The sequence below is a fragment of the Pseudomonas sp. O39 genome (genome assembly GCF_045447295.1).
Lineage (GTDB): Bacteria > Pseudomonadota > Gammaproteobacteria > Pseudomonadales > Pseudomonadaceae > Aquipseudomonas > Aquipseudomonas antarctica_A.
Map to the genome: position 1 here is coordinate 115,191 of NZ_JBJGXV010000004.1, position 25,484 is coordinate 140,674.

At 61.9% G+C, this 25,484-nt stretch carries 25 protein-coding genes; 17 read left to right on the forward strand and 8 right to left on the reverse strand.

Annotated features, from left to right (window positions below):
* Positions 1-25: 25 nt before the first annotated feature.
* From ACI77D_RS07430 to pilG, 6 genes are all read right to left on the reverse strand, one after another.
* A complete protein-coding gene (locus ACI77D_RS07430) occupies positions 26-481 on the reverse strand; it encodes a chemotaxis protein CheW (RefSeq protein ID WP_159960623.1) in 456 nt (151 codons plus the stop codon).
* The gene (locus ACI77D_RS07435; protein ID WP_407016329.1) at positions 474-6,287 is read right to left on the reverse strand and encodes an Hpt domain-containing protein; all 5,814 of its coding nucleotides are present in this window, start codon (positions 6,285-6,287) and stop codon (positions 474-476) included. Before ACI77D_RS07435 ends, ACI77D_RS07430 begins: the two co-directional genes overlap by 8 nt.
* Before the next feature lie 169 nt (positions 6,288-6,456).
* Positions 6,457-8,508 (reverse strand): methyl-accepting chemotaxis protein, encoded by a 2,052-nt coding sequence (locus tag ACI77D_RS07440; protein WP_064454539.1) that lies wholly within the window; start codon positions 8,506-8,508, stop codon positions 6,457-6,459.
* On the reverse strand, positions 8,505-9,029 hold the full coding sequence (locus ACI77D_RS07445) for a chemotaxis protein CheW (protein ID WP_064454540.1): 525 nt from the start codon (positions 9,027-9,029) through the stop codon (positions 8,505-8,507). The genes ACI77D_RS07440 and ACI77D_RS07445 overlap by 4 nt, the downstream gene beginning before the upstream one ends.
* A gap of 12 nt (positions 9,030-9,041) precedes the next feature.
* The gene (gene pilH, locus ACI77D_RS07450; protein WP_014720320.1) at positions 9,042-9,407 is read right to left on the reverse strand and encodes a twitching motility response regulator PilH; all 366 of its coding nucleotides are present in this window, start codon (positions 9,405-9,407) and stop codon (positions 9,042-9,044) included.
* A gap of 46 nt (positions 9,408-9,453) precedes the next feature.
* Positions 9,454-9,861: a twitching motility response regulator PilG gene (gene pilG, locus ACI77D_RS07455; RefSeq protein WP_003176671.1), complete on the reverse strand. Its 408-nt coding sequence runs from the start codon at positions 9,859-9,861 to the stop codon at positions 9,454-9,456.
* Between the two features lie 240 nt (positions 9,862-10,101).
* Between pilG and gshB the strand changes: the two genes are divergently transcribed.
* From gshB to ACI77D_RS07490, 7 genes are all read left to right on the forward strand, one after another.
* On the forward strand, positions 10,102-11,055 hold the full coding sequence (gene gshB, locus ACI77D_RS07460; protein ID WP_064454541.1) for a glutathione synthase: 954 nt from the start codon (positions 10,102-10,104) through the stop codon (positions 11,053-11,055).
* A gap of 77 nt (positions 11,056-11,132) precedes the next feature.
* Positions 11,133-12,038 carry an energy transducer TonB gene (locus ACI77D_RS07465; protein WP_407016330.1) on the forward strand — a complete coding sequence of 302 codons (906 nt, stop codon included), beginning with the start codon at positions 11,133-11,135 and terminating at the stop codon, positions 12,036-12,038.
* Positions 12,039-12,105: 67 nt separating this feature from the next.
* Entirely contained in the window at positions 12,106-12,675 is a 570-nt protein-coding gene (locus tag ACI77D_RS07470) for a YqgE/AlgH family protein (RefSeq protein WP_057022840.1), read from the forward strand.
* Positions 12,675-13,112 carry a Holliday junction resolvase RuvX gene (gene ruvX, locus ACI77D_RS07475; RefSeq protein ID WP_003213744.1) on the forward strand — a complete coding sequence of 146 codons (438 nt, stop codon included), beginning with the start codon at positions 12,675-12,677 and terminating at the stop codon, positions 13,110-13,112. The genes ACI77D_RS07470 and ruvX overlap by 1 nt, the downstream gene beginning before the upstream one ends.
* Positions 13,113-13,195: 83 nt before the next feature.
* On the forward strand, positions 13,196-13,702 hold the full coding sequence (gene pyrR / locus ACI77D_RS07480; protein ID WP_407016331.1) for a bifunctional pyr operon transcriptional regulator/uracil phosphoribosyltransferase PyrR: 507 nt from the start codon (positions 13,196-13,198) through the stop codon (positions 13,700-13,702).
* A gap of 24 nt (positions 13,703-13,726) precedes the next feature.
* Positions 13,727-14,731 carry an aspartate carbamoyltransferase catalytic subunit gene (locus tag ACI77D_RS07485; protein WP_407016332.1) on the forward strand — a complete coding sequence of 335 codons (1,005 nt, stop codon included), beginning with the start codon at positions 13,727-13,729 and terminating at the stop codon, positions 14,729-14,731.
* A complete protein-coding gene (locus ACI77D_RS07490; RefSeq protein ID WP_064454545.1) occupies positions 14,728-15,999 on the forward strand; it encodes a dihydroorotase in 1,272 nt (423 codons plus the stop codon). The genes ACI77D_RS07485 and ACI77D_RS07490 overlap by 4 nt, the downstream gene beginning before the upstream one ends.
* Before the next feature lie 134 nt (positions 16,000-16,133).
* Here the strand turns inward: ACI77D_RS07490 and ACI77D_RS07495 are convergent, their stop codons facing one another.
* Positions 16,134-16,562, reverse strand: a complete 429-nt coding sequence (locus tag ACI77D_RS07495) for a TM2 domain-containing protein (RefSeq protein WP_064454546.1) — start codon at positions 16,560-16,562, stop codon at positions 16,134-16,136.
* 249 nt (positions 16,563-16,811) lie between these two features.
* Here ACI77D_RS07495 and ACI77D_RS07500 point away from each other — a divergent pair, with 249 nt between their 5' ends.
* Complete coding sequence (locus ACI77D_RS07500) at positions 16,812-17,447, forward strand: C40 family peptidase (protein WP_053258477.1); 636 nt, start codon at positions 16,812-16,814, stop codon at positions 17,445-17,447.
* Positions 17,448-17,587: 140 nt separating this feature from the next.
* On the opposite strand, the gene ACI77D_RS07505 is transcribed toward ACI77D_RS07500, so the two are convergent.
* Entirely contained in the window at positions 17,588-18,622 is a 1,035-nt protein-coding gene (locus tag ACI77D_RS07505) for a type IV pilus twitching motility protein PilT (protein ID WP_064454547.1), read from the reverse strand.
* A 57-nt stretch (positions 18,623-18,679) separates the two neighbouring features.
* Here ACI77D_RS07505 and ACI77D_RS07510 point away from each other — a divergent pair, with 57 nt between their 5' ends.
* The 9 genes from ACI77D_RS07510 (at position 18,680) to ACI77D_RS07550 (ending at position 25,393) form a co-directional block, all read left to right on the forward strand.
* Entirely contained in the window at positions 18,680-19,375 is a 696-nt protein-coding gene (locus ACI77D_RS07510; RefSeq protein WP_064454548.1) for a YggS family pyridoxal phosphate-dependent enzyme, read from the forward strand.
* A gap of 24 nt (positions 19,376-19,399) precedes the next feature.
* Positions 19,400-20,218: a pyrroline-5-carboxylate reductase gene (gene proC / locus ACI77D_RS07515; protein ID WP_407016333.1), complete on the forward strand. Its 819-nt coding sequence runs from the start codon at positions 19,400-19,402 to the stop codon at positions 20,216-20,218.
* Between the two features lie 39 nt (positions 20,219-20,257).
* Positions 20,258-20,845 (forward strand): YggT family protein, encoded by a 588-nt coding sequence (locus tag ACI77D_RS07520; RefSeq protein WP_053258481.1) that lies wholly within the window; start codon positions 20,258-20,260, stop codon positions 20,843-20,845.
* A gap of 191 nt (positions 20,846-21,036) precedes the next feature.
* Positions 21,037-22,176 (forward strand): homoserine O-acetyltransferase, encoded by a 1,140-nt coding sequence (locus ACI77D_RS07525; RefSeq protein ID WP_064454550.1) that lies wholly within the window; start codon positions 21,037-21,039, stop codon positions 22,174-22,176.
* Positions 22,177-22,183: 7 nt separating this feature from the next.
* Entirely contained in the window at positions 22,184-22,804 is a 621-nt protein-coding gene (metW, locus tag ACI77D_RS07530) for a methionine biosynthesis protein MetW (protein WP_003213768.1), read from the forward strand.
* A gap of 21 nt (positions 22,805-22,825) precedes the next feature.
* Positions 22,826-23,260 (forward strand): DUF4426 domain-containing protein, encoded by a 435-nt coding sequence (locus ACI77D_RS07535; RefSeq protein ID WP_064454551.1) that lies wholly within the window; start codon positions 22,826-22,828, stop codon positions 23,258-23,260.
* Positions 23,257-23,853, forward strand: a complete 597-nt coding sequence (rdgB, locus tag ACI77D_RS07540; protein WP_064454552.1) for an RdgB/HAM1 family non-canonical purine NTP pyrophosphatase — start codon at positions 23,257-23,259, stop codon at positions 23,851-23,853. Before ACI77D_RS07535 ends, rdgB begins: the two co-directional genes overlap by 4 nt.
* Positions 23,850-25,052, forward strand: coding sequence for a radical SAM family heme chaperone HemW (gene hemW, locus ACI77D_RS07545; protein ID WP_407016334.1), 1,203 nt, complete (start codon positions 23,850-23,852; stop codon positions 25,050-25,052). The genes rdgB and hemW overlap by 4 nt, the downstream gene beginning before the upstream one ends.
* Before the next feature lie 17 nt (positions 25,053-25,069).
* Positions 25,070-25,393: a DUF3392 domain-containing protein gene (locus ACI77D_RS07550; protein ID WP_064454554.1), complete on the forward strand. Its 324-nt coding sequence runs from the start codon at positions 25,070-25,072 to the stop codon at positions 25,391-25,393.
* Positions 25,394-25,484: the final 91 nt, after the last annotated feature.

Sequence of the window (25,484 nt, forward strand, 5' to 3'; positions counted from 1 at the left end):
CAGTGGATCTTCACAAGGCTAATCGTCAGGCCAACCCGGACTCTACCAATAAGGCCTCCAACCCCATCAAATCCGGTACTTTCGCCACATGCTCCCCCACCTGCACCGCCGCCAGTTCCAGCGGGCACAGCGGCACATCCACGTAACTCAACTGGCTATCGAGCTTGTACGAGCGGGGAATGCCCTGAATCACCATCGCAATGAACTTCAACGTCGGTCGCCCGCCGAGCGCGTTCAACACCACAATCCGCGAGCGCTCGCCGGTCACGCTGGCCTCACCGCACACCGCTTCAAAGCTGATCAACGGCAACTGCCGGTCGCGCCAGGTCACTTGCCGCAGGTACCACGGCGGTGCATCGCTGGCCGGTTCTCCACGCTGATAGTCGATCAGTTCGGCGATGGCAACGTTGGGCAGCACCAGGTGGCGGTCAGCCAGGGGCAATAGCAGGCCGGTGAGTTGGCTGGTGCGGTGGTCAAGCATGGGACTTGCTCCAGTAGGCGATGCTTTCCAGCAGCACCGACTCTTGATACGGCTTGCCGAGGTAGTCGTTGACGCCAATGGCCATGGCGCGGTCGCGGTGTTTTTGGCCGGTGCGCGAGGTGATCATGATGATCGGCAGGCGCATCAGCCGTGGGTCGTTGCGCACCTGGATGGCCACTTCGAAGCCGTCCATGCGCGGCATTTCGATGTCGAGCAGCATCAGGTCCGGGGTGTGTTCTTCGAGCAGGGCGATGGCGTCGATCCCGTCTTTGGCAGTGAGTACGTTCATGCCGTTGCGCTCCAGCAGGCGGCTGGTGACTTTGCGCACGGTGACCGAATCGTCCACGACCAGCACCAGCAGCGGGCGTTTTTTCAGCGGGTCGTTGAGGACCAGCGCGGCGTCGACCGACCGGGCCGGCAAGGCCGGTTGCCGGGCGCGGATATGCGCGAGCAAATCGATGATCAACACCACGCGGCCATCGCCCAGAATGGTCGCCCCGGACAACCCCTGCACGCCCGCAAACTGCGGGCCCAGGCCCTTGACCACGATCTCTCGCGTACCGGCCATGGCATCCACATGCACCGCCACGCGCCGCTCGTTGCATTGCACCAGCAGCACCGGCACCGGCTGGTACTGGCCCAACAGTTTCGGCCGGGCGACGGTGTGCAGCAGGTCGCCCAGGTAGAACAACTCGTAGCGCTGGCCAGCGTATTCATAACGTGGCGGGTCTTGTTGGTAGTGCCCCGCCAGTTCGTGGGGCAGCACGCGCACAAGGCCTTCAATAGTGTTGAGCGGAATCGCATATTGATCGTCCGCGCATTGCACCATCAGTGCCCGGTTGACCGACACCGTAAACGGCAGGCGAATGCGAAAGTGCACGCCCTCGCCCGGCGTCGAATCAATGACCATCGAGCCACCGAGTTGGCGCACTTCTTCGTGCACCACGTCCATGCCCACGCCACGCCCGGAAATCTGCGTGATTTTTTCCGCCGTGGAGAACCCCGGCTGCAGGATGAACTGCAACACGTCGCGGTCGCTGATCTCTTGATGGGGGCTGAGCAAACCCCGCTTGATTGCCTTGCGCCGCACCGCCTCAAGTGGCACCCCGGCGCCATCGTCGCGCATGTCGAAGACGATATCGCCGCCTTCGTGGGCCAGGTCCAGGCTGATACGGCCCCTCGCAGGTTTGCCGGCCAGCAACCGTGCCTCGCGCGATTCCAGGCCATGGTCCACGGCATTGCGCAGCATATGTTCCAGCGGCGCCACCATGCGTTCCAGCACGTTGCGGTCCATCTCGCCCTCGGCATTGCCGACCACGAATTCGACGTCCTTGCCCAACTCCTCCGCCACCTGGCGCACGATGCGCTTGAGGCGCGGCAGCATGCGTTCAAACGGCACCATGCGCGTGCGCATCAGGCCTTCTTGCAACTCGGTGTTGATGCGCGCCTGTTGCTGCAACAGGTTGTGCGCATCCTGGTTGCGGCGGTCGAGGGTTTCCTTGAGGTCCAGCAAGTCGGAGGCTGACTCAGACAGCGCTCGGGACAGCTGCTGCAACTGCGAGTGGCGGTCCATTTCCAGCGGGTCAAATTCTTCATAACCCAAGCGCTCGGCCTCGGCCTGCTGGCGGCTGAGGATGCGGCCCTGGGTTTCGGTGTCGAGCCGGCGCAGTTGGTCGCGCATGCGCTCAATAGTGGTTTCGACTTCATTGAGCGCGGTGCGCGCGTCGTTCACCTGCTGCTCGATACGGCCACGGAAGATCGAAGTTTCACCGGCCAGGTTGACCAGGTCATCCAGCAAATCGGCAGAGATTTTCACCATGTCCGCAGCAGGATCAACCGCCGCTTCCGCCTTGCCCGCTGGCAATGCCACTGGCAACAACGGTTCATCACTCGGGTGCACCAGGCTTTTGATCCGCTCGATGAGCTTGTCCACCGAGCCCACCGGCAAGCCGTCCGTCACCGCATCGATCATCTGCGCCAGGCGGTCATGACAGCCCTGCAGCAACGCGAACAGTTCGGGGGACGGGGCCAGCAAACCGGCGGACAGCCCTTCGTAGAGAAATTCCAGCTCATGGGCCAAATCGCCAATCGGCCCGATTTCGACCATGCGCGCGCCCCCTTTGAGGGTGTGCAGGTCGCGCAGCAGGGTTTCCACCTCCTGGCGATTGTTCGGCTCAGCCTGCCAGCGCAGCAACGCGCTGCTTGAGCTGTCGAGAATATCGGCGGCTTCTTCGAGGAAAATATCCAGCAGCTCGGGGTCAGCCGGCGCTTCGGGCGCAGTTGCCGGGGTGGCTGGCGTGCTGCTCTGGCGTAACTCGCGCAGTTGAGCGATCAAGTCGCTGGAGTCGCTCAGGGGTTGGTGGCCTTGCAGTTGATCCAACTGCAAGGCCAGCCGCTCATGGCTGGCCATCAGCACGTGGGACAGTTCCGGCGAGTAGCTGTAGCGGCGGTCCACCAAGCCTTCGTAAAGGCATTCCAGCTCATGGGCCAGGTTGCCAATTGGCCCAATCTCGGCCATGCGCGCGCCGCCTTTGAGGGTGTGCAAATCCCGTTGCAGTGACGAGAGCGGTGCCGCGCTGTCGGGCTCCAGCAACCAGCGTTTAAGCGACTGCCCGGCGCTGTCGAGGATATCCACCGCCTCTTCCAGGAAGATCTCGACGATCTCGTCGTCCATCGCCGTGTCCTGGCCCAACTGTGCCGTGGCGGCGCCCAGTTCCGAGATGCTCAGGGCGCGGCTGCCGTCGCTTTTGATCAGGCCGGTGGCGGACGGATCGAGGGCGTCATCAAGCAATTCGCGCAGGGCTTGTACCCGCGCCGGGGCCGGGCTGATTTCCTGGCCGGCGGCCAGTTGGTCGAGCATGTTGATCAACGCTTCATGGGCCTGTTCGGCCTCCTGGAAAAACCGCTCGCTGACCGCCAGGCTGCTCTCTTCCACGGCACCGTACAGATCGAGCAAGGCCTCGCACAGCGCGTCGATGGCGTGCAGGTCGGCGATGTGCGCGCCCTCGCCCAAGGTGGTCAATTCGTCCAGCAGCGCCGTCAGCTCCTGGCGCTCGCCGGGGTGTTGCTGCCAGCGGCGCAGCAGGCTTTCGGCATCCAGCAGGATGTCCATGCCTTGGGCCAGGAAGTTGGTAATCAACTGCGGGTCGCGTTTGATACGCAGGCCCGTATTAGGCGCGTCGAGCAAGGCGTCGAGCTGATGGTCGAGCAGGCTTTGGGTACGGCCGATCAGGTCCGCTGCGCCCTTGATCGGCACGAGCGGGTCGCTGTCCAGTTGTCGCAACCCGCGCTGAAACAAACCTTCAGCTTCCAGCAGCAGTTCCACTTCATCCAGGTCCAGCGGCAGGCGGTGGGCCTTGTATTCGCGGGTCAGGTGATCAAGCGGCCGCGCCAGTTCGGCAATCGGCAACACGCCAGCCATGTAGGCGCTGCCCTTGAGGGTGTGCAGGGCGCGTTGCAGTTCATCGCTGACTTGCAGCGGCACGTGTTCGGCGGCCTGCTGCAGGAAGTGGTTGAGGCTTTCCAGGTGGCTCTGGGCTTCGTTGCGGAAGATCTCCAACAGCATCGGGTCGTGGGGTTCTGCGACCTTTTCAGTGCCGCTGGCCAGGGCGTGGGCACGGGCGGCCAAGGCGTCGACTTCATCGCGTTGGCGTTGGTCATCGGTGGCGAAATCGGCAATCAATTCCGGCAGCAGGGCCACGGCTTCATCCAGCACCTGTTGAATATCAGGGCCGAGGGTAACGCTGCGTTCGAGCACGCGGTTAAGCAGGTTTTCCACTGCCCAGGCCAACTCGGCCAGCACCAGGGCGCGGACCATACGGCCGCTGCCTTTCAAGGTGTGGAACGCGCGGCGCATCTCGCCTTGAGCGGTTTTGTCCGCGCAATTCGGCAAGTAACGGTGCAGCACTTCGAGGACTTCGTCGGTTTCTTCGAGGAAGACTTCGCGCAGCTCATCGTCGATGGGCTCTTCACCGAGCGGCGGTGGCAGCAGGCTGCCGGGGCGTTGCAGTGCAGGCGGGTTCAGGCGTGATGTCGGGCTGGCCAGTGCGTCGAACTGGGATTGGCTCGGCGCAACCTCGGTCGACAGCGCGCCGTCCGGCGCGACCAGTGCCTGACGCCAGGGTTTTTCGGCGGGCAGATAGCCGAGCGCGGCCAGGCCCTGGGTGGTCAGTTCCAGCACGCGTTCGCCCGCAGCGTCGGCGTCCTGAAGCATGCGTTCCAGGTAGTACTCCAGGCTGCTGATTACGTCGGCAAAATGCGCCAGTTGTACCTCGGAGGGCGCGGCCTCGTTCACCATCAGTTGTTCGTCGACATAATCGGTACAGCCGCGCATCAGGCTCGCCGCGCGCGGCAGGGGAATCATCGCCAACGCCCCGCGCACTTGGCTGAGCAACTCGGGCAGAGACTCCAGGCGCTGGCGATCCCAATGGGCTTCAATGCAGTCAATCACCAGCTCTTTGGCTTGCTTGAGGCACTGGCAAGATTCGCGGATAACCAGTTGGTGAATCTGGGTCAGGTCAGTGGTGGGCAGGCGGCTTTCTTCGCGGCTTTCCGGTTCGACGGTGCCGACCATTCCCGCCAGCGTGGCCTCGACATAGAGCAAGGCCCCGGCGACATCCATCAGCACTGCATCATTGGGTTCGCGGTGGCCTTGGACCAGGCCAAGCACCACGGCAAGCTGGTCGATAATGACTTTGCGCGGCTGGCCGAAGCCCAGCACGGCCAAGGTGTCGGCGATCTGCCGCAGGGGCGCCAGCAAGGCATCAAGGTCGCTGGTGTGCTGCCGGTCACTGCGCACGAACAGGTCCAGGCGCTCCTTGACCCGCACCAGTTCCTCGCACAACGCGCCAAGCACCGAGCCCATGGCATTGCGATCCGGCCCGGCCAGGCGCGCGCGCTCGGCATCGACCACGGCGCTGTCGGGCAAGGCTTCATCCAGGCCGTAGCGTTCCTTGAGGCTTTGCATGCGCGGCGTTAGCCGGGTGACCTTGGCGACGTAGAACAGCAGGCTCTTGAGCAGTTCATCCGGCGCAGGTTGGTTGATGCCGCCGATACCCTGGACCAGCAGGCGCTTGAGTTGCTTGTCGCTGGCTTTGAGCAAACTGCGCAGCGCCGGGCTGTTGGCGATCACGCCCGTGAGCATGCCTTCGACCAGCGCCGAGGTGACTTGCCACAAAGGCAGCAGCGGCGCGCCCTGGCATAGCGCTTCGAGGCGCGCGAAAACCCGCGCCATGTCTTCCAGGTTGCTTGGGCCATGGTCTTCGCGCAGCAAACCGGCCAACGCCTGCAGCAGAAGCTGGTGCCACTGGCGCAGTTGCTCGTGAAGGTCAGGCAGCGCGCGCTGGGCCAAGGCCTCATCGGGCAACGGCGCAATCGACAGCAGTTGCGGGCTGAACAGGCTGGTCTCCGACAGCAGACTTTCGCCGCGCGCGCTGCGCAGGTCATTGAGCAGCGGCAACACCACCAGCGGCAGGTCGCGGCGGGCACTGTGTACGCGCTCGAGGTACAGCGGCAACTGGCTAAGCGCCTGTTGCAGCAGGCGGATGCTTTCATCGCGCTGGCTGACGCGTTCGGCTTGCAGGGCCAGGGCCAGCTCTTCAATTTCTTCAGCCAGCAGGGCCGCGCCGTAGAACTCGACCATTTGCAGCGCGCCATGCACCTGATGGACGCAGGCCAGGCACTCGCCGATGGCGTCGCCGTCGCTGGTTTCGACAAACGCGTCCAGCGCCGAACGGGCCTGTTTCAGGGTTTCGGCAATGTCGCCCTTGACCCATTCGAGGGCCACGTAGTCGTGCCGATCAACCATAACTGCTCCGCTTAGAATTCATGGACTGCGTGTGTTGCCAAGATCTCAAAACCAATGAAGATTAAATGTGGGAGCGGGCTTGCTCGCGAATACGGTGGGCCAGCCAGCAGATTAGGCGACTGATACATAGCTTTCGCGAGCAAGCCCGCTCCCACATTTTGACTGCATTTCAATCCTCAACTTGCTTGGGCGGTGGCAAGGTGAAACCCGACACCGACCTGCGCAACTGGCTGGCCATCTTCGCCAGGTTGCCGATACTTTCGGCGGTGGCGGTCGAGCCGGATGACGTCTGCGTGGTGATTTGCTGGATCACGTTCATCGTCAGGGAGATCTGCCCGGCGGACGACGTCTGTTGCTGCGCCGCATTGGAAATACTCTGAATCAACGCCGCCAGGGTTTTCGACACGCCTTCGATTTCTTCCAGCGCCACCCCGGCGTCCTGGGCCAACCGCGCGCCACGCACCACTTCGGTGGTGGTCTGTTCCATGGAAATAACGGCTTCATTGGTGTCGGTCTGAATGGCCCGCACCAGCGTTTCGATTTGCCGGGTGGCGGCGGATGAGCGTTCAGCCAACCGTTGCACTTCATCGGCCACCACCGCAAAACCGCGCCCGGCGTCACCGGCCATGCTCGCCTGGATCGCCGCGTTGAGGGCGAGGATGTTGGTCTGGTCGGCAATGTCGTCTATCAGGCTGACGATATCGCCAATCTCCTGGGAAGACTCGCCCAGGCGCTTGATGCGCTTGGCGGTGTCCTGGATCTGCTCGCGAATGTTGTCCATGCCGTGGATGGTGTTGTGCACCACCTCATTGCCCTTGTTGGCGATTTCCACCGAACGCTCCGCCACCGCCGAAGACTCCGCCGCGTTGGCCGACACCTGGTCGATGGACTGGGCCATCTGGTTGATCGCGGTGGAGGCTTCGGCGATTTGCTGGGCCTGATGCTCCGAGGCCTGGGCCAGATGCATGGCGGTGGCCTGGGTCTCTTGCACCGCGCCGGCAACTTGCCCGGCGGTGAGGTTGATGGTGGCGACCAGATCGCGCAGTTGGTCCACCGAATAGTTAATGGAGTCGGCGATGGTGCCGGTGAAGTCTTCGGTCACCGAGGCGGTCACCGTGAGGTCGCCATCGGCCAGGTCTTCGATTTCGTCGAGCAGGCGCATGATCGCGTTCTGGTTGCGCTCGTTCTTCTCGGCGGTTTCATGCAGTTGGCGGTTGGTTTCGCGCACCATCACCAGGCCGATCAGGATGATCGAGGTCAACGCCAACAGGCCCAGCACATAGCCGCCGATGGTGTCGAAGCTGCGCCCGCTGGCGAGGTTTTCAAACCCGGTGGCCAGGTGTGAGGCTTCATCGAGCAGGGTTTGCGACAGGTTGAAAATATTGCTCGCCGAAGCGCGCACCTGGAACAGTTGCGGCGAGGTTTCAAGGATTTCATCCACAGAGCCGGAGACGAACTCAAACAGCTCGGCGATTTCCGCCAGGCGCGCGCGGGCATCGTGGTCTTCAACCTGGGTAATGCGCAGGCCCGGGTTGCCGTTGAGCATGCCGTTGAGCACCAGGCCGAAGCGGTTGGCATCGCGACCAAACGCGTCGGCGGCCTGCACGGCGGTTTCGTCGCCGGCCAGCACGGTATTGACGGCGCCCAGGATGCGCTCGGCCAGCAGCGACTGGCGCTGAGCCAACGCCACCTGGCTCGCCGGGGCGCCGCGCTGCAGCAAGATATCGACGACCTTTTCCGACTCCATCTGCAATTGCGGCACGGTTTCGGCCAGGGTCGCGGCCACTTGATGCAACGACAACACCGTCTGCTCGCTGGCGAGGATCGCGTCGGTGTTTTTCAGCAGCGCTTCCCAGTCAGTCTGCACGGCGCGCATCTCGGCGCGTACCGCACTGGGCGCCGCCGGCAGGCCGGTCTCGGCGTCACCTTTTTTCAGGTAGCCCCAGCGCTGGGCGAAGTCGTTGCGCGCGTCGCCCAGCAGCTTGAACGCGGCGGCCTTGCCGGCAGCGGCTTCGGTGGCATTTTTGGCGATGCGCTGGGACAGCACGCGCAGCTCACCGGCGTGGCCGATGTACTGTTTGTCATAGGTGGATTGGGTGTTGAGGTACGCGAAGTTGGCGAACAACAGCATGATGAACACGATCAGCGCGATAAACAGCACGATGATCTGCGAACGGCTGCGCGACGCGGCTTGCGGTTTGGGAGTAGTAGCGGTGGTCATGCGGCAACATCCATGAAGCCTGGGGCCTGGGCCAAAGCGAAGGGGCTGAAGACCTGCCAGAGCTGGTCGCTGTCGAACTGCCCCTGAATAAACGGCACGCCGGAGTTGGCGCCTGTCAACAAGGCGTCTTGTGCGAAATGCTGCATGCCCACCACCTCATCTACCAGCAGCCCGACAAACAAGTCGTTGAATTCCACCACCAGCACCCGCCGTTGCTTGCGCGCCTTGGACAGGTCCAGGCCGAGAAACCCGCCCAGGTCCATCACCGGCAGCAAACGCCCGCGCAGGTTGGCCACGCCCTTGACCCAGGGTTTAACCCCCGGCATCAAGGTGCAACGCGGTTCGTGCAACACCTCGGCGACTTCGCCCATCGGCGCCACATACCAATGCGGCCCCAGGCGAAAGCCGATCCCGCTCCAACGCTGCAGACGGGTTTCCTGGGACGGCAGGTCAGCCGCCAACAGGCGGCAGCGGCGGTCGATGTCCAGCAGCAGTTCGAAGGCGGTTTGCGACTCGGTCATGATGGCGTGCCGTCAGCCGGCCAGCACCTTGTTCAGGGTGGCAATCAGGGTTTCTTCGTCCACCGGCTTGGTCAGGTAGTCCTTGGCGCCCTGGCGCGCGCCCCAGATCTTGTCGGTTTCCTGATCCTTGGTGGTGATGATGATGATCGGAATGCCGTTGGTTTCCGGCTCCTTGGACAGCTGACGCGTTGCCTGGAAGCCATTGAGGCCCGGCATCACGATGTCCATCAGGACCGCATCGGGTTTTTCCTGACGGGCAAGCGCCACGCCGTCAGCGCCATTTTCGGCCTTGAGGACCTGATGCCCATGCTTTTCCAGCATGCCGGTCAGTTTGTACATTTCAGTCGGCGAATCGTCGACGATCAGAACGCGTGCCATGGTTTTCCCCACTACATTGGTCGGCGCCTGCCCTTGTGAGGCGGCGTCAGTGTGCTTGTTCTACTGCGGCGAACCCTGGCACATAGGCCTTGATCGCACTCAGCAGTTCTTCCTTGCTGAAAGGCTTGGTCAAAAACTGATCGACACCAACGATGCGCCCCTTGGCCTTGTCGAACAGGCCGTCCTTGGAGGACAGCATGATCACCGGGATCGACTTGAACGCCGGATTATTCTTCACCAGGGCGCAGGTCTGATAGCCATCCAGGCGCGGCATCATGATGTCGACAAAGATAATGTGCGGGTGGTGATCAACAATCCGGGCCAATGCATCGAAACCGTCGATGGCCGTGATGACATCGCACCCCACGTTCTTCAACAGCGTCTCGGCGGTGCGGCGGATCGTTTTCGAATCGTCGATCACCATCACTCTCAAGGCGTTGGAATGCTGTTCCATATCTGCTCTACCATCGCCACAGCGAATCGGTTTTCGGTGTGTACTGCCTGATGTTGCACAGGATGAGCGCCGCAAGCCTTGGAATTCAAGGGCTGCTGCGCCGTGCCAGTCTTTTTAGCACAGTCTCCGGGCGCAATCTATCGAGCAACCGGCCAGGTGGTTTTTCCTTGACCCACAACAGCCGCAGCGCCACTCTGACGCCACTTTTATGCGCCCTAATTTGCTAGAGGAAAATCCCCCATGAGCGTTCGCGTCGGCATTGTCATGGACCCTATCGCCAGCATTTCCTATAAAAAGGACAGCTCGCTGGCCATGCTCCTGGCCGCCCAGGCCCGCGGCTGGAGCCTGTTCTATATGGAGCAGCGCGACCTTTACCAGGGCGACGGCGAAGCCCGCGCACGCATGCGCCCGCTGCAGGTGTTTGCCAACCCGGAAAAGTGGTTTGAGCTTGCGGATGAAATCGACAGCCCCTTGAGCGACCTGGACGTGATCCTGATGCGCAAGGACCCGCCGTTCGACATGGAATTCGTCTACTCCACCTACCTGCTGGAACAAGCCGAGCGCGCCGGCGTGCTGATCGTCAACAAGCCGCAAAGCCTGCGCGACTGCAATGAAAAGCTGTTCGCCACGCTGTTCCCGCAGTGCACCCCGCCCACCGTGGTCAGCCGCCGCGCCGATGTGTTGCGTGAATTCGCCGCCAAGCACGGCGATGTGATCCTCAAGCCGCTGGACGGCATGGGCGGCACCTCGATCTTCCGTCACCGTGCCGGCGACCCGAACCTGTCGGTGATCCTGGAAACCCTGACCGCGCTGGGCACCCAGCAGATCATGGGCCAGGCTTACCTGCCGGCGATCAAGGACGGCGACAAGCGCATCCTGATGATCGACGGCGAGCCGGTGGATTACTGCCTGGCGCGTATCCCGGCAGCGGGTGAAACCCGTGGCAACCTGGCGGCCGGCGGTCGTGGTGAAGCACGGCCATTGTCGGATAAGGACCGTTGGATCGCCGCTCAGGTTGGCCCAACCCTGCGCGAGAAAGGCCTGCTGTTTGTGGGGCTTGACGTTATTGGTGAGAGCCTCACTGAAATCAACGTCACCAGCCCGACCTGTATCCGCGAGATTGACAACGCATTTGGCACGAACATCGGCGAAATGCTGATGGCGGCCATTGAGCGCAAGCTACAAGCCAAGTGACATAGAACAGCCGGACACACACCAACATTGCGTTATCATGCGCCACCTGTGAAACGCGCGATGTTGGTTTTTTTGTCATGACACTCCCGTCCGATCTGTCCCCCGAACTCTCCCACAGTGGCGTGCGCCCGGCTGATCGGCTCGGATTTACCCTGTTCCTGGCGGCCTTGATTCACCTCGCCTTGCTGCTCGGCCTGGGCTTCACCTTTGTCGAACCCAAGCAGATCACCAAAACCCTGGAAATCACCCTCGCCACGTTCAAGAGCGAAAAGAAGCCGGAGAAGGCGGATTTTCTCGCTCAGGACAACCAGCAGGGCAGCGGCACGCTCGACAAGAAAGCCGTGCCCAAGACCACTGAAGTGGCGCCGTTCCAGGACAACAAGGTCAATAAAGTCACCCCGCCGCCGACGCCCAAGCCCGAAGTCAAGCAAGCCGCGCCCAAGGCTGCGGTGACCACCGTCGCGCCCAAACCGCAAAAAGCCCCGACCCAGCGCGAGAAAGCCAAGACCGAGCCGCAGCCCGAACCAGTAAAACCGGCGCCGACTTTTGACAGTTCGCAGCTCTCCGACCAGATCTCCAGCCTCGAAGCCGAACTGGCCAACGAACAACAGTTGTACGCCAAGCGCCCCCGTATCTACCGCCTGAACGCTGCCTCGACCATGCGCGACAAAGGTGCCTGGTATAAGGACGAGTGGCGCAAGAAGGTCGAACGCATCGGCAACCTCAACTACCCGGATGAAGCCCGGCGCCAGCAGATCTATGGCAATTTGCGCTTGTTGGTGTCGATCAACCGTGATGGTTCGTTATATGAAGTGCAGGTGCTGGAGTCATCCGGCCAGCCGCTGCTGGACCAGGCCGCCCAGCGCATCGTGCGCCTGGCCGCGCCTTTCGCACCGTTTACCGGCGACCTGAATGATGTAGACCGCCTGGAAATCATCCGCACCTGGAAGTTTGCCCGGGGTGATCAGCTGTTCAGCAATTGATGACAATTGCCACATCACCCGCATCCCCAGCTTGTCAGTTCGCCCCTCCAACGCCACACTAGCGGACATGAAAAATGTCAGCCCGACCTACCTCAAGCACCAATTCCTGATCGCCATGCCCCATATGGCCGACCCGAACTTTGCGCAGACCTTGACCTATATCGTCGAGCACACGGCCAATGGTGCCATGGGGCTGGTGGTGAACCGCCCGCAAGAGCTGAACCTGGCCGACATCCTTGAGCAACTGCGCCCCGAGATCGACCCGCCGGCCCGTTGCCAGAGCGTGCCGATCTATATCGGCGGGCCGGTGCAGACCGATCGCGGTTTTGTGCTGCACCCGACCGGGCCCAAGTTTCAGGCCACGGTCGACCTCGAAGGTGTGTCGTTGTCCACTTCCCAAGACGTGCTGTTCGCCATCGCCGACGGCGTGGGGCCTGAGCAAAGCGTGATTACCCTCGGCTACGCCGGTTGGGAAGCCGGGCAACTGGAGGCCGAATTGGCCAGTAATGCGTGGCTGACCTGCCCGTTCGACGCCGACATCCTGTTCAACACCGCCAGCGAACTGCGCCTGGAAGCGGCGGCGGCCAAGTTGCGGGTCAACCTCAACCTGCTGACCAGCCAGGCGGGGCACGCCTGATGGCCTTGCGCTTGATCCTCGGGTTTGACTACGGCACCAAACAGATCGGCGTGGCAGTCGGCCAGGTCATTACCGGCCAGGCCCGTGAGCTGTGCACCTTGAAAGCCCAGAACGGCGTGCCGGACTGGAACCAGGTCGAAGCCCTGATCAAGGAGTGGAAGCCCGACGCAGTCGTGGTTGGCCTGCCCTTGAACATGGACGGCACCCCCAGCGAGATGTGCCTGCGCGCGGAAAAGTTCGCCCGCCGCCTCAACGGCCGCTACAACCTGCCCTTCTATACCCACGACGAACGCCTGACCACCTTTGAAGCCAAAGGCGAGCGCCGGGACCGTGGCGGCCAGAAAGGCAGTTACCGCGACAACCCGGTGGACGCCATCGCCGCCGCCTTGCTGTTGCAGGGTTGGCTGGATGAAAACACCGCTTTATTTGAATCCTGACTGACGCGGCTTGCCGCGTCTTTTTACGTTTGAGCCCGGACCTTGCACGCACCCCCGCCGCGCAAGGCCTTGAAGGAGCCACCATGAGCCTGCCCAATCCCGCCGAACTGATCAGCCAGATGGCGATTCGCCTCAAGGCGCACCTGCAACACCGTGCCATCAGCGAACCGCGCTTTATCGGCATTCGCTCCGGCGGTGTGTGGGTGGCCCAAGCGTTATTGGAAGAACTGGGCAGTGATTCGCCACTGGGCACGCTGGATGTGTCCTTCTACCGCGACGACTTCAGCCAGAACGGCCTGCACCCGCAAGTGCGTCCTTCGGCCCTGCCGTTCGAAATCGAAGGCCAGCACCTGGTGCTGATCGACGACGTGCTGATGAGCGGCCGCACTATCCGCGCCGCCATGAACGAGCTGTTCGACTATGGCCGCCCCGCCAGTGTGACCCTGGTGTGCCTGCTGGACCTGGACGCCGGCGAATTGCCGATCAGCCCGGATGTAGTCGGCGCAACCCTGTCCCTGGGAGCCCACCAGCGGGTAAAATTGTCCGGTCCAACGCCGCTCGAACTCGAACTGCAAGACCTTGCCCTTTAAACCGCCTTGTACAGAGTCCCCGCGATGACGCCTCTAGATGCCAAGCGCCCGCTGCAGCTCAATGCTCAGGGCCAGCTGCAACACTTCTTGTCCCTCGACGGTTTGCCCCGCGAACTGCTGACTGAAATCCTCGACACGGCCGACTCGTTCCTTGAAGTCGGTGGCCGCGCGGTGAAGAAGGTCCCGCTGCTGCGCGGCAAGACCATCTGCAATGTGTTCTTCGAGAACTCTACCCGCACCCGCACCACCTTTGAACTGGCGGCCCAGCGGCTGTCGGCCGACGTGATCACGCTGAACGTGTCCACCTCGTCGGCGAGCAAGGGCGAGACCCTGCTCGACACCCTGCGCAACCTGGAAGCCATGGCCGCCGACATGTTCGTGGTACGCCACGGCGACTCCGGTGCCGCGCACTTCATCGCCGAACACGTGTGCCCGAACGTGGCAATCATCAATGGCGGCGACGGCCGTCACGCCCACCCGACCCAAGGCATGCTCGACATGCTGACGATCCGTCGGCACAAGGGCGGCTTTGAAAACCTGTCGGTGGCCATCGTCGGCGACATCCTGCACTCGCGGGTAGCCCGCTCAAACATGCTGGCCCTCAAAGCCCTGGGTTGCCCGGACATCCGCGTGATCGCGCCAAAAACCTTGCTGCCGATCGGCATCGAGCAGTACGGCGTGAAGGTCTACACCGACATGGCCGAAGGCCTTAAGGATGTGGACGTGGCGATCATGCTGCGTCTGCAACGCGAGCGTATGGCCGGCGGCCTGCTGCCGAGCGAAGGTGAGTTCTACCGCCTGTTCGGCCTGACCACCGCGCGTTTGGCCGGCGCCAAGCCGGATGCCATCGTGATGCACCCAGGCCCGATCAACCGTGGCGTAGAGATTGAGTCGGCGGTGGCCGACGGCGCGCAATCGGTGATCTTGAACCAGGTGACTTACGGCATCGCCGTACGCATGGCCGTGCTGTCCATGGCCATGAGCGGGCAAACCGCGCAACGTCAATTCGAGCAGGAGAACGCCCAGTGAAGCTCAGCATTCTCGGCGCCCGAGTCATCGATCCGGCCAGCGGCCTGGATCACGTTACCGATCTTCATGTGGAAGCCGGCAAAATCATCGCCATCGGCGCCGCGCCCAGCGGCTTCAGCGCGGTTGAGACCATCGACGCCAAAGGCCTGGTGGCCGCGCCTGGCCTGGTGGACCTGAACGTCGCCCTGCGTGAGCCGGGTTATAGCCGCAAAGGCAGTATCGCCAGCGAAACCCGCGCCGCCGCTGCCGGTGGCGTGACCAGCCTGTGCTGCCCGCCGCACACCAAGCCCGTGCTGGACACTTCGGCCGTGACCGAGCTGATCCTCGACCGCGCCCGTGAAGCCGGCAATTGCAAAGTGTTCCCGATCGGCGCGCTGAGCAAAGGCCTGGAAGGCGAACAGCTCGCCGAGCTGATCGCCCTGCGCGACGCCGGTTGCGTGGCATTCGGCAACGGCCTGGAAAGCTTCCGCAGTACGCGCACGCTGTGTCGCGCCCTGGAATACGCGGCCACCTTCGACCTGACGGTGATTTTTCACTCCCAGGACCGCGACCTGGCCGAAGGCGGCCTGGCCCATGAAGGCGCCGTCGCCAGCTTCCTCGGCCTGCCGGGTATTCCGGAAACCGCTGAAACCGTAGCCCTGGCCCGCGACCTGCTGCTGGTGGAACAAAGCGGCGTGCGCGCGCACTTCAGCCAATTGACCAGCGCGCGGGGCGTGGCCTTGATCGCCCAGGCACAGGCTCGTGGCCTGCCGGTGACGGCGGACGTGGCGTTGTATCAGCTGATTTTGACCGATGAGGCGCTGATCGACTTTTCCAGCCTTTACCACGTGCAGCCGCCGCTGCGCACCCTGGCCGACCGTGAAGGTTTGCGTGCGGCCGTGAAGTCAGGCGTTGTCTCGGCGATCTCCAGCCATCACCAGCCCCACGAGCGGGATGCCAAGCTGGCACCGTTTGGCGCGACAGAGCCGGGCATCAGCAGCGTCGAACTGTTGCTGCCATTGGCGATGACGCTGGTGGAGGATGGCTTGCTCGACCTGCCGACGCTGCTGGCGCGCCTGAGCGCCGGCCCGGCCGAGGCCTTGCGCCTGCCGGCGGGTAAGCTGGCGGTGGGCTCGGCGGCGGACCTGGTGCTGTTTGATCCGGCCAGCTCCACGGTTGCCGGGGAACACTGGCTGTCCAAGGGCGAAAACTGCCCGTTCATCGGCCATAGCCTGCCGGCGACGGTGCGGTACACCTTGGTGGATGGGCGGATCAGCTACCAGGCCTAAAGCGGACACGGTAAAAAAAGTGGGAGGGGGTTTGCTCCCGATGGCGGTGGGTCAGTCAGCTTATCTGTAGCTGACCCACTGCCATCGGGAGCAAGCCCCCTCCCACATTTGGTTTTGTATAGGCCTTGAGAGACTCAGCGCCCGCTATTGCGCTCGGCATTGCGGATCGAAATCTGCGTATTCAACGTCCAGAAGTCATACAGCACACCGATCAGGAACAACCCACCGGTCAGCAGGTAGATCAGGCCAGTGATCCATTTGCCCTGGTACATACGGTGCAGACCGAACACACCCAGGAACGCCAACAGTACCCAGGCCACGTTGTATTCGATGGGCCCGGCGGTAAAACGCAGGTCCGCTTCACGGTCCATGGCCGGGATCAGGAACACGTCGATCAGCCACCCGATACCGAACAGGCCGAAGGTGAAAAACCAGATTGTCCCGGTCACGGGCTTGCCATAATAGAAGCGATGCGCCCCGGTAAAACCGAAAATCCAGAGCAGGTAGCCAATCACCTTGCTGTGGGTGTCCTGCTGCATCACATCCTGTCGATAGGTGTTCATGGAGTACCTCTTTTGCCTCGATAGATAAATTTTTTCATTTTCTTTGTGACTTTTTTACGGGCGCCCGACGCACGGCAAATGGTATCTTCCCTCCCGCAAAGCCTTATGCCACCTGACCTCTGTAGGACAATAGCGGCAATTCGTCGCGTTTTTCCTGAATTTGACCCCAGGGTTCAGTCGACAAACGGCCTTAGAACGACACAAAAAGCTGTTATAAAGTTGCGCGCAAACCAAAAAGAGCCACGCCTAATGCGACCATTTTTCAAGACATGGCTAACCATTTGCCTATTAATGCCACTGGCCGCCCACGCCACCAATCGTGAGCAACGTCTTCCTAACGTTAACGGTTTTACCCCTAAAGTTCACAGCACACCCAGCACTGCCAAGTCGGTAAAGCTGACCGTCAACCGCCCTACTCAAGTGAGCAAGGCCCACGGTAAAGCCATTCATACCCAACTGGCCGGCAACACCAAGCAAAGCAGTAATGTCCTCAGCCGCGCCGTTAACGTGCTCGGTACTCCTTATCGTTGGGGCGGCAGCAGCCCAAGTAAAGGGTTCGACTGCAGTGGCTTGGTGAAATATGCCTTTAATGACGTTAAAGCGGTGGATTTGCCCCGCACTTCCAACGCCATGGCCGCCGGCCACGGGCTGAAGGTTGATCGCAAGGACCTGAAACCGGGTGACCTGTTGTTCTTCAAACTGAAGAGCCGCCAGGTCAACCACGTTGCCATCTACCTGGGCAACGACCGTTTTATCCACGCACCGCGTCGTGGCAAGTCGGTGAGCATCGACACGCTGAAGAAGCCGTTCTGGGACAAGAACTACGTGATTGCCAAGCGTGTTCTGCCTAAAGAGCAGAACAACCTGCGGGTTGTGCAGCGCTGATCCCTGGCTGAAATGCGGTAAACAATGTGGGAGCGGGCTTGCTCGCGAAGGCGGTAGATCAGTCACCTAAGATGGTGACTGACACTGCGCCTTCGCGAGCAAGCCCGCTCCCACATTTGATTTTCATGGCCCGCAAGACCTCAGATATCCCCCGGCACCCTCGCCTGCCCCCGCGCCTCCTCGCGGCTGACCAACCCTTCGCTGACCAACGCCTTCAAGCTCATATCCAACGTTTTCATGCCCAGCGCCCCACCGGTCTGTATCGCGGAGACCATTTGCGCCACCTTGTCCTCACGGATCAGGTTACGGATGGCCGGCGTGCCCAGCATGATTTCGTGAGCCGCCACCCGCCCGCCGCCGATCTTCTTGACCAGCACTTGGGACACCACGGCCTGCAACGACTCCGACAGCATCGAGCGAACCATGGCCTTTTCCCCCGCCGGGAACACATCCACCAGCCTGTCCACGGTCTTTGCCGCCGAAGTGGTGTGCACGGTGCCAAATACCAGGTGGCCGGTCTCAGCCGCCGTCAGCGCCAGGCGTATGGTTTCCAGGTCGCGCAACTCACCCACCAGAATGACATCCGGGTCTTCCCGTAGCGCCGAGCGCAGTGCCGTGGAAAAACTGTGTGTATCGCGTTGTACCTGCCGCTGGTTGATCAAGGCCATTTTCGGCCTGTGGATAAATTCGATGGGGTCTTCCAGCGTAAGAATGTGCTGGCGCCGGTGTTGATTAAGATGGTCGATCATCGCTGCCAGCGTCGTGGACTTGCCGGACCCGGTTGGCCCGGTCACCAACACCAGGCCGCGCGGAAACCGGGCGATCCGCTGGAACACTTCTCCCAGCCCGAGGCTTTCCAGGCTTTGTACTTCGGTCGCAATGGTACGAAACACCGCGCCCATGCCGCGCGCCTGCTGGAACACATTCGCCCGGAACCGTGCCACGCCCGGCAGCTCGAAGGCAAAATCCGTTTCAAGAGATGTTTCGAAATCCTTTTCTTGGTATTGGTTGAGCAAAGGGCTCAATAAATCCGCCACTTGCGGGGGGGACAGTGCCGGGCCGTCCAGGGGCCAGACCTCGCCATCCACACGCAGCATCGGCGCCACGCCAGCCGACAAATGCAGGTCAGAGGCGCCACGACGCACGCTGGCCGTCAGCAATTCAGTGATATCCATAGGGCTTTCCATTTCCAGTAGAATGCCGCGGACTCCATATCCACGGGTGCATCTTGAATGTCGACGATAGCAGACAACATTGGCCTGGTTAGCGAGCGGATCCGCGCCGCGGCCCACGCCGTGCAACGTGACGAAAGCAGCATCCACCTGCTGGCCGTGAGCAAGACCAAACCCGCACAAGCGGTACGCGAAGCCTATGCGGCCGGGATGCGCGATTTTGGCGAGAACTACCTGCAGGAAGCCCTGGGCAAACAAGCTGAATTAACCGACCTGCCCTTGAGTTGGCACTTCATCGGCCCCATTCAATCGAACAAGACTCGTGCGATCGCCGAGAACTTTGCTTGGGTGCATTCCGTGGACCGCCTGAAAATCGCGCAACGCCTGTCCGAACAACGCCCGGCCGACCTGCCGCCGCTGAACATCTGCATCCAGGTCAACGTCAGTGGCGAAGCCAGCAAGTCCGGCTGTACACCCGCCGACCTGCCGGCCCTGGCCGCAGCGATCAGTGCCCTGCCGCGCCTGAAGCTGCGTGGTTTGATGGCGATCCCCGAGCCGACTGAAGACCGTGCCGAGCAGGATGCAGCCTTCGCGACAGTACGCGACCTGCAAGCGAGCCTGAACCTGGGCCTGGACACACTTTCCATGGGCATGAGCCACGACCTTGAGTCGGCCATCGCCCAAGGCGCCACCTGGGTGCGGATCGGTACCGCGCTGTTTGGCGCCCGCGACTACGGCCAGCCATCAAATGGCTGACTTTCCTCTGAATAAGGACCTGTCATGAGCAACACGCGTATTGCCTTTATCGGCGCCGGTAACATGGCGGCCAGCCTGATCGGTGGCTTACGGGCCAAAGGCCTGCAAGCCCAGCACATCCGCGCCAGCGACCCGGGCGCCGACACACGCGAGCGCGTCAGCGCCGAGCACGGGATCGAAACCTTTGCCGACAACGCCGAAGCCATTCAGGGCGTTGACGTGATCGTGCTGGCGGTGAAGCCGCAAGCCATGAAAGCCGTGTGCGAAAGCCTGCGCCCGAGCCTGCAACCGCATCAACTGGTGGTATCGATTGCCGCTGGCATCACCTGCGCCAGCATGAACAACTGGCTGGGTGCCCAGCCAATCGTGCGCTGCATGCCCAACACCCCGGCGCTGCTGCGCCAGGGCGTGAGCGGCCTGTACGCGACGTCCGAAGTGACCGCCCAACAGCGCGACCAGGCTCAAGAGCTGCTGTCTGCGGTGGGCATCGCCTTGTGGCTGAAACAGGAACAGCAACTGGATGCGGTGACCGCCGTCTCCGGCAGCGGCCCGGCCTACTTCTTCCTGCTGATCGAAGCCATGACCGCCGCCGGCGTGAAACTGGGCCTGCCACACGAAGTCGCTGAGCAACTGGCCGAGCAAACCGCGCTGGGCGCCGCGAAGATGGCCGTCGCCAGCGAGGTGGATGCGGCCGAGCTGCGCCGCCGCGTGACGTCCCCGGGCGGCACCACGCAAGCGGCCATCGAATCGTTCCAGGCCGGGGGCTTTGAAGCCCTGGTGGAAAAAGCACTGGGTGCCGCGGCACATCGTTCGGCTGAAATGGCCGAGCAGCTGGGTAAATAGTCGTCCCCTACTCGCAACTGGATTAGATAGGAAACACACATGCTCGGAATCAATGACGCTGCCATTTTCATCATTCAGACCTTGGGCAGCCTGTACCTGCTGATCGTGCTGATGCGTTTTATCCTGCAACTGGTGCGGGCGAACTTCTACAACCCGCTGTGCCAGTTCGTGGTGAAGGCTACGCAACCGTTGCTCAAACCCCTGCGCCGAGTGATCCCGAGCCTGTTCGGCCTGGATATGTCGTCGTTGGTACTGGCGCTGCTGCTGCAGATTTTGCTGTTTGTGGTGATCCTGATGCTCAACGGCTACCAGGCCTTCACCGTGTTGCTGTTGCCATGGGGCCTGATCGGCATCTTCTCGCTGTTTTTGAAGATCATCTTCTGGTCGATGATCATCAGCGTGATTCTGTCGTGGGTCGCACCTGGCAGCCGCAGCCCGGGTGCTGAGCTGGTTGCGCAGATTACCGAGCCCGTGCTGGCACCGTTCCGTCGGTTAATACCCAACCTGGGCGGCCTGGATATCTCGCCGATCTTCGCGTTTATCGCGATCCAGCTGCTGCAAAGCTGGGTGATCCCGCGCCTGGCCTACTACGCGTTCATGCCCAAGGAACTGTTTGGCCTGATCTGAGTGCTGTAAAAAATGTGGGAGGGGGCTTGCTCCCGATAGCGGTGGATCAGTCAAACAGATGTCGACTGCCACGCCGTCATCGGGAGCAAGCCCCCTCCCACATTTGTATCTTTGTACGGGTGCAGGCCTTTGCTTGCCGCTAGGTGCAGCGGTCTTTAGACTTACGCCTCATTTAAACGAGAGCAGGGTCGATGCCAGCTGCCTTCCCCCCCGATTCTGTTGGACTGGTCGTGCCCCAAGTGGCGCACTTCAGCGAACCGCTGGCCCTGGCCTGTGGCCGTTCGCTGCCGGCCTATGACCTGATCTACGAAACCTACGGCCAGTTGAATGCCACGGCGAGCAACGCCGTGCTGATCTGCCACGCCCTGTCCGGCCATCATCACGCCGCCGGTTTCCACAGTGTTGACGAGCGCAAGCCCGGTTGGTGGGACAGTTGCATCGGCCCCGGCAAGCCCATCGACACCAACACGTTCTTTGTGGTCAGCCTGAACAACCTTGGCGGCTGCAACGGTTCCACCGGCCCGAGCAGCCTCAACCCGGAAACCGGCAAGCCATTCGGCGCGGATTTCCCGGTACTGACCGTGGAAGACTGGGTACACAGCCAGGCCCGCCTCGCTGACCTGCTGGGCATCAAACAATGGGCCGCGGTGATCGGCGGCAGCCTGGGCGGCATGCAGGCGTTGCAGTGGACCATTTCCTACCCGGATCGCGTGCGCCATTGCCTGGCAATCGCCTCGGCACCAAAACTGTCGGCGCAGAACATCGCGTTCAACGAAGTGGCGCGCCAGGCCATCCTCACCGACCCCGAGTTCCACGGTGGTTCGTTCCAGGAAGCGGGCGTGATTCCCAAGCGCGGCTTGATGCTGGCGCGGATGGTCGGGCACATCACTTATCTATCCGATGACTCCATGGGCGAAAAATTCGGCCGTGGGCTCAAGAGCGAGAAGCTCAACTACGACTTCCACAGCGTCGAGTTCCAGGTGGAAAGCTACCTGCGTTATCAAGGAGAGGAATTCTCGGGGCGTTTCGACGCCAACACCTACCTGCTGATGACCAAGGCCCTGGACTACTTCGACCCGGCCGCGAACCATGACGACGACCTGGCGAAAACCTTCGAGGGCGCCACGGCCAAGTTCTGCGTGATGTCGTTCACCACCGACTGGCGCTTCTCGCCGGCCCGCTCCCGAGAGCTGGTGGACGCCTTGATGGCCGCCCGCAAAGACGTCTGCTACCTGGAGATCGATGCACCGCAAGGCCACGATGCCTTCCTGATTCCGATCCCGCGCTACCTGCAAGCCTTCAGCAACTACATGAACCGAATAGCCCTGTGAGAACGCCATGAGAGCCGACCTGGAAATCATCCAAGACTGGATCCCCGCCGGCAGCCGCGTGCTCGACCTTGGCTGCGGCGATGGCGAACTGCTGAGCTGGCTGCGCGACAACAAGCAAGTCACCGGCTATGGCCTGGAAAACGACCCGGACAACATCGCCCAGTGCGTGGCCAAGGGCATCAACGTGATCGAGCAGGACCTGGACAAGGGCCTGGGCAACTTTGCCAGCAACAGCTTCGATATCGTAGTGATGACCCAAGCCCTGCAAGCGGTGCACTACCCAGACCGTATCCTCGACGAAATGCTGCGTGTAGGTCGCCAGTGCATCATCACTTTCCCCAATTTCGGCCACTGGCGTTGCCGCTGGTACCTGGCCACCAAGGGCCGCATGCCGGTGTCGGACTTCCTGCCCTACACGTGGTACAACACGCCAAACATCCACTTCTGCACCTTCGAAGACTTCGAAGCCTTGTGCGGCGAGCGTGAAGCCAAGGTGATCAACCGCCTTGCTGTCGATCAACAACACCGCCACGGCTGGGCGAGTAAGCTATGGCCCAATCTGTTGGGCGAAATCGGTATCTACCGAGTCAGCAGCCCTGGCCTGACAGACCATCAAATTGCCGTCTAACCATTTTCAAGGAGGACGAACATGAGTCGTTTGGCTATTTTTCTACTCACCGCCTGCCTGGGCACCAGCGCCATGGCAGCGGACGCTATCGACAGCAATCGCCTGAAGGAATTTGGTGATATCACGGTGCGTTACAACACCTTCACATCCACCTTCCTGCAGCCGGAACAGGCCCAGGAACTGGAGGTGGTGCGCGACAAAAAGGTCGGCATGATCAACGTGTTCGTGCAAAAGGGCGTGACGCCGATCGATGCCACCGTCACCGGCACGGTCAAAGACCTCGGCGGCAAAAGCGAGATGCTGACGTTCAAGAAGGTCACCGAGAACGGCAGCACCAATTACATCGCCCAATACCCGGTGCCGCAGCAGGAAACCAAGATATTCACCATCAATGTTGAAACCGGCGGCAAGGCTCACGGTTTCAGTTTCAACCAGGAACTGTTCCCGGCCCCATGATGAACCTTACCCAACTCGTACTCGCCAGCCATAACGCAGGCAAACTCAAAGAACTCCAGGCCATGCTCGGTGAGTCCGTGCAACTGCGCTCGATTGGCGAGTTCAGCCAGGTCGAGCCGGAAGAAACCGGCCTGTCGTTTGTCGAGAACGCGATCCTCAAGGCACGCAATGCCGCGCGTATCTCCGGGCTGCCGGCCTTGGCCGATGACTCGGGCCTGGCGGTGGATTACCTCGGCGGCGCCCCTGGCATCTACTCGGCGCGTTATGCCGACGGCAAGGGCGATGCGGCCAACAACGCGAAGCTGCTGGACGCCCTCAAGGACGTGCCGGACGCGATGCGTGGTGCGCAGTTCGTCTGCGTGCTGGCGCTGGTGCGGCACGCCGATGACCCGCTGCCGATCCTGTGCGAAGGCCTGTGGCACGGGCGCATCCTGCATGCGGCCAGCGGCGAGCATGGGTTTGGCTATGACCCTCTGTTCTGGGTGCCGGAGCGTAATGTCTCCAGCGCCGAACTGAGCCCGGCCGACAAGAACCAGATCAGCCACCGCGCCCGCGCAATGGATTTGCTGCGCCAACGCCTGAGCCTGAAATGACCCAAAACACCTCTGCGCAGCCGCTGATCCACGGCGGCGCGCAAACACCTCGGGCGGCCCTGCCCCACCTGCCGCCCCTGGCGCTGTACATCCACATTCCGTGGTGCGTGCGCAAATGCCCTTATTGCGACTTCAACTCCCACACGGCCAGCAACGTGCTGCCGGAAGAAGAGTATGTGGACGCGCTGCTGGCCGACCTTGATCAGGACCTGCATGCGGTTTACGGCCGTGAACTGAGCTCGATCTTCTTCGGCGGCGGTACGCCTAGCCTGTTCAGCGCCGCGGCACTGGGTCGCCTGCTCAAGGGCGTGGAAGCCCGCATTCCTTTTGCCGGCGATATCGAAATCACGCTGGAAGCCAACCCCGGGACCTTCGAGCAAGAGAAGTTCGTGGCGTACCGCAAGCTCGGGATCAATCGCCTGTCCATCGGCATCCAGAGCTTTCAGCAGGAAAAGCTCGAAGCCCTGGGCCGTATCCACAACGGCGATGAAGCCGTACGCGCCGCCGGCATGGCGCGCCAGGCCGGGTTTGATAACTTCAACCTGGACCTGATGCACGGCCTGCCCAACCAGTCCCTGGACGATGCCCTGAGCGACTTGCGCCAAGCCATCGCCCTCAAGCCGACCCACCTGTCCTGGTACCAGCTGACCCTGGAACCCAACACCGTCTTCTGGAACCAGCCGCCCGTGCTGCCGGAAGACGACATGCTGTGGGACATTCAGGAAGCTGGCCAGGCGCTGCTGGCCGAACACGGTTACGCGCAATATGAGGTGTCGGCCTATGCCCAACCGGGTCGCCCGGCGCGGCATAACCTGAACTACTGGAGCTTCGGCGACTTTATCGGCATCGGCGCGGGCGCCCACGGCAAGCTCAGCCATCCAGACGGGCGCATCGTGCGCACGTGGAAGACCCGAGCGCCCAAGGACTATCTAAACCCGGCCAAAAGCTTCCAGGCCGGCGCGAAAGAACTGACCAATGAAGAACTGCCGTTCGAGTTTCTGATGAACGCGTTGCGGCTGACCGAAGGCGTTGAATCCAAGCTGTACGCCGAGCGCACCGGCCTCGACCTGGCCAGCCTCGACGAAGGCCGCCGTGAAGCAGAACAAAGTGGCTTAATGCAGGTCGAACCGTCACGCCTGGCGGCGACCGACCGCGGGCAACTCTTTCTCAATGACCTGTTGCAGAAGTTTTTGAGCTGACGCTCTAAGGAAATCGAATGGATTTGGTACTCGACCTGCTCGCCACCGTATCCCGCTGGAGCCGTAGCAACCTGTCGGAAATCGCCCTGGCTCTTGTCGGCTGCTTGCTGGTGCTGTTTGGCGCTGATATCAAAGGCTGGATCGAAGGCCGCTTGGGCAGCATTGCCGGCGCGCTGCGCGTACCGTTGATGGCGCTGGTGTGCATGATCGGCAGCGGCGCAGCGTTGATCTACGCCACACCGTGGATAGTGCGCGGGCTGAGCCAGTTCAATAACTACAGCCTGGCGCCGGTGTTGGTGGTGGTGCTGGTGTTGATTGGCGTTGTGGCAGACCGCCGCTGACCCCAAACCCAACACACAGATACACCTGTGGGAGGGGGCTTGCTCCCGATAGCTGAGTGTCAGTCAACATCAAGAGGACTGATCCACCGCT

Coding starts and splice junctions, on each gene's coding strand:
- metW (WP_003213768.1), top strand. CDS start 22,184: ATGAGAGCCGACCTGGAAATCATCCAAGACTGGATCCCCGCCGGCAGC.
- ACI77D_RS07430 (WP_159960623.1), bottom strand. CDS start 481: ATGCTTGACCACCGCACCAGCCAACTCACCGGCCTGCTATTGCCCCTG.
- pilH (WP_014720320.1), bottom strand. CDS start 9,407: ATGGCACGCGTTCTGATCGTCGACGATTCGCCGACTGAAATGTACAAA.
- ACI77D_RS07535 (WP_064454551.1), top strand. CDS start 22,826: ATGAGTCGTTTGGCTATTTTTCTACTCACCGCCTGCCTGGGCACCAGC.
- ACI77D_RS07435 (WP_407016329.1), bottom strand. CDS start 6,287: ATGGTTGATCGGCACGACTACGTGGCCCTCGAATGGGTCAAGGGCGAC.
- proC (WP_407016333.1), top strand. CDS start 19,400: ATGAGCAACACGCGTATTGCCTTTATCGGCGCCGGTAACATGGCGGCC.
- ACI77D_RS07550 (WP_064454554.1), top strand. CDS start 25,070: ATGGATTTGGTACTCGACCTGCTCGCCACCGTATCCCGCTGGAGCCGT.
- pyrR (WP_407016331.1), top strand. CDS start 13,196: ATGAGCCTGCCCAATCCCGCCGAACTGATCAGCCAGATGGCGATTCGC.
- ACI77D_RS07510 (WP_064454548.1), top strand. CDS start 18,680: ATGTCGACGATAGCAGACAACATTGGCCTGGTTAGCGAGCGGATCCGC.
- ACI77D_RS07485 (WP_407016332.1), top strand. CDS start 13,727: ATGACGCCTCTAGATGCCAAGCGCCCGCTGCAGCTCAATGCTCAGGGC.
- ACI77D_RS07525 (WP_064454550.1), top strand. CDS start 21,037: ATGCCAGCTGCCTTCCCCCCCGATTCTGTTGGACTGGTCGTGCCCCAA.
- ACI77D_RS07495 (WP_064454546.1), bottom strand. CDS start 16,562: ATGAACACCTATCGACAGGATGTGATGCAGCAGGACACCCACAGCAAG.
- ACI77D_RS07505 (WP_064454547.1), bottom strand. CDS start 18,622: ATGGATATCACTGAATTGCTGACGGCCAGCGTGCGTCGTGGCGCCTCT.
- ACI77D_RS07440 (WP_064454539.1), bottom strand. CDS start 8,508: ATGACCACCGCTACTACTCCCAAACCGCAAGCCGCGTCGCGCAGCCGT.
- ACI77D_RS07445 (WP_064454540.1), bottom strand. CDS start 9,029: ATGACCGAGTCGCAAACCGCCTTCGAACTGCTGCTGGACATCGACCGC.
- rdgB (WP_064454552.1), top strand. CDS start 23,257: ATGATGAACCTTACCCAACTCGTACTCGCCAGCCATAACGCAGGCAAA.
- gshB (WP_064454541.1), top strand. CDS start 10,102: ATGAGCGTTCGCGTCGGCATTGTCATGGACCCTATCGCCAGCATTTCC.
- ACI77D_RS07465 (WP_407016330.1), top strand. CDS start 11,133: ATGACACTCCCGTCCGATCTGTCCCCCGAACTCTCCCACAGTGGCGTG.
- ACI77D_RS07520 (WP_053258481.1), top strand. CDS start 20,258: ATGCTCGGAATCAATGACGCTGCCATTTTCATCATTCAGACCTTGGGC.
- hemW (WP_407016334.1), top strand. CDS start 23,850: ATGACCCAAAACACCTCTGCGCAGCCGCTGATCCACGGCGGCGCGCAA.
- ACI77D_RS07470 (WP_057022840.1), top strand. CDS start 12,106: ATGAAAAATGTCAGCCCGACCTACCTCAAGCACCAATTCCTGATCGCC.
- ruvX (WP_003213744.1), top strand. CDS start 12,675: ATGGCCTTGCGCTTGATCCTCGGGTTTGACTACGGCACCAAACAGATC.
- pilG (WP_003176671.1), bottom strand. CDS start 9,861: ATGGAACAGCATTCCAACGCCTTGAGAGTGATGGTGATCGACGATTCG.
- ACI77D_RS07500 (WP_053258477.1), top strand. CDS start 16,812: ATGCGACCATTTTTCAAGACATGGCTAACCATTTGCCTATTAATGCCA.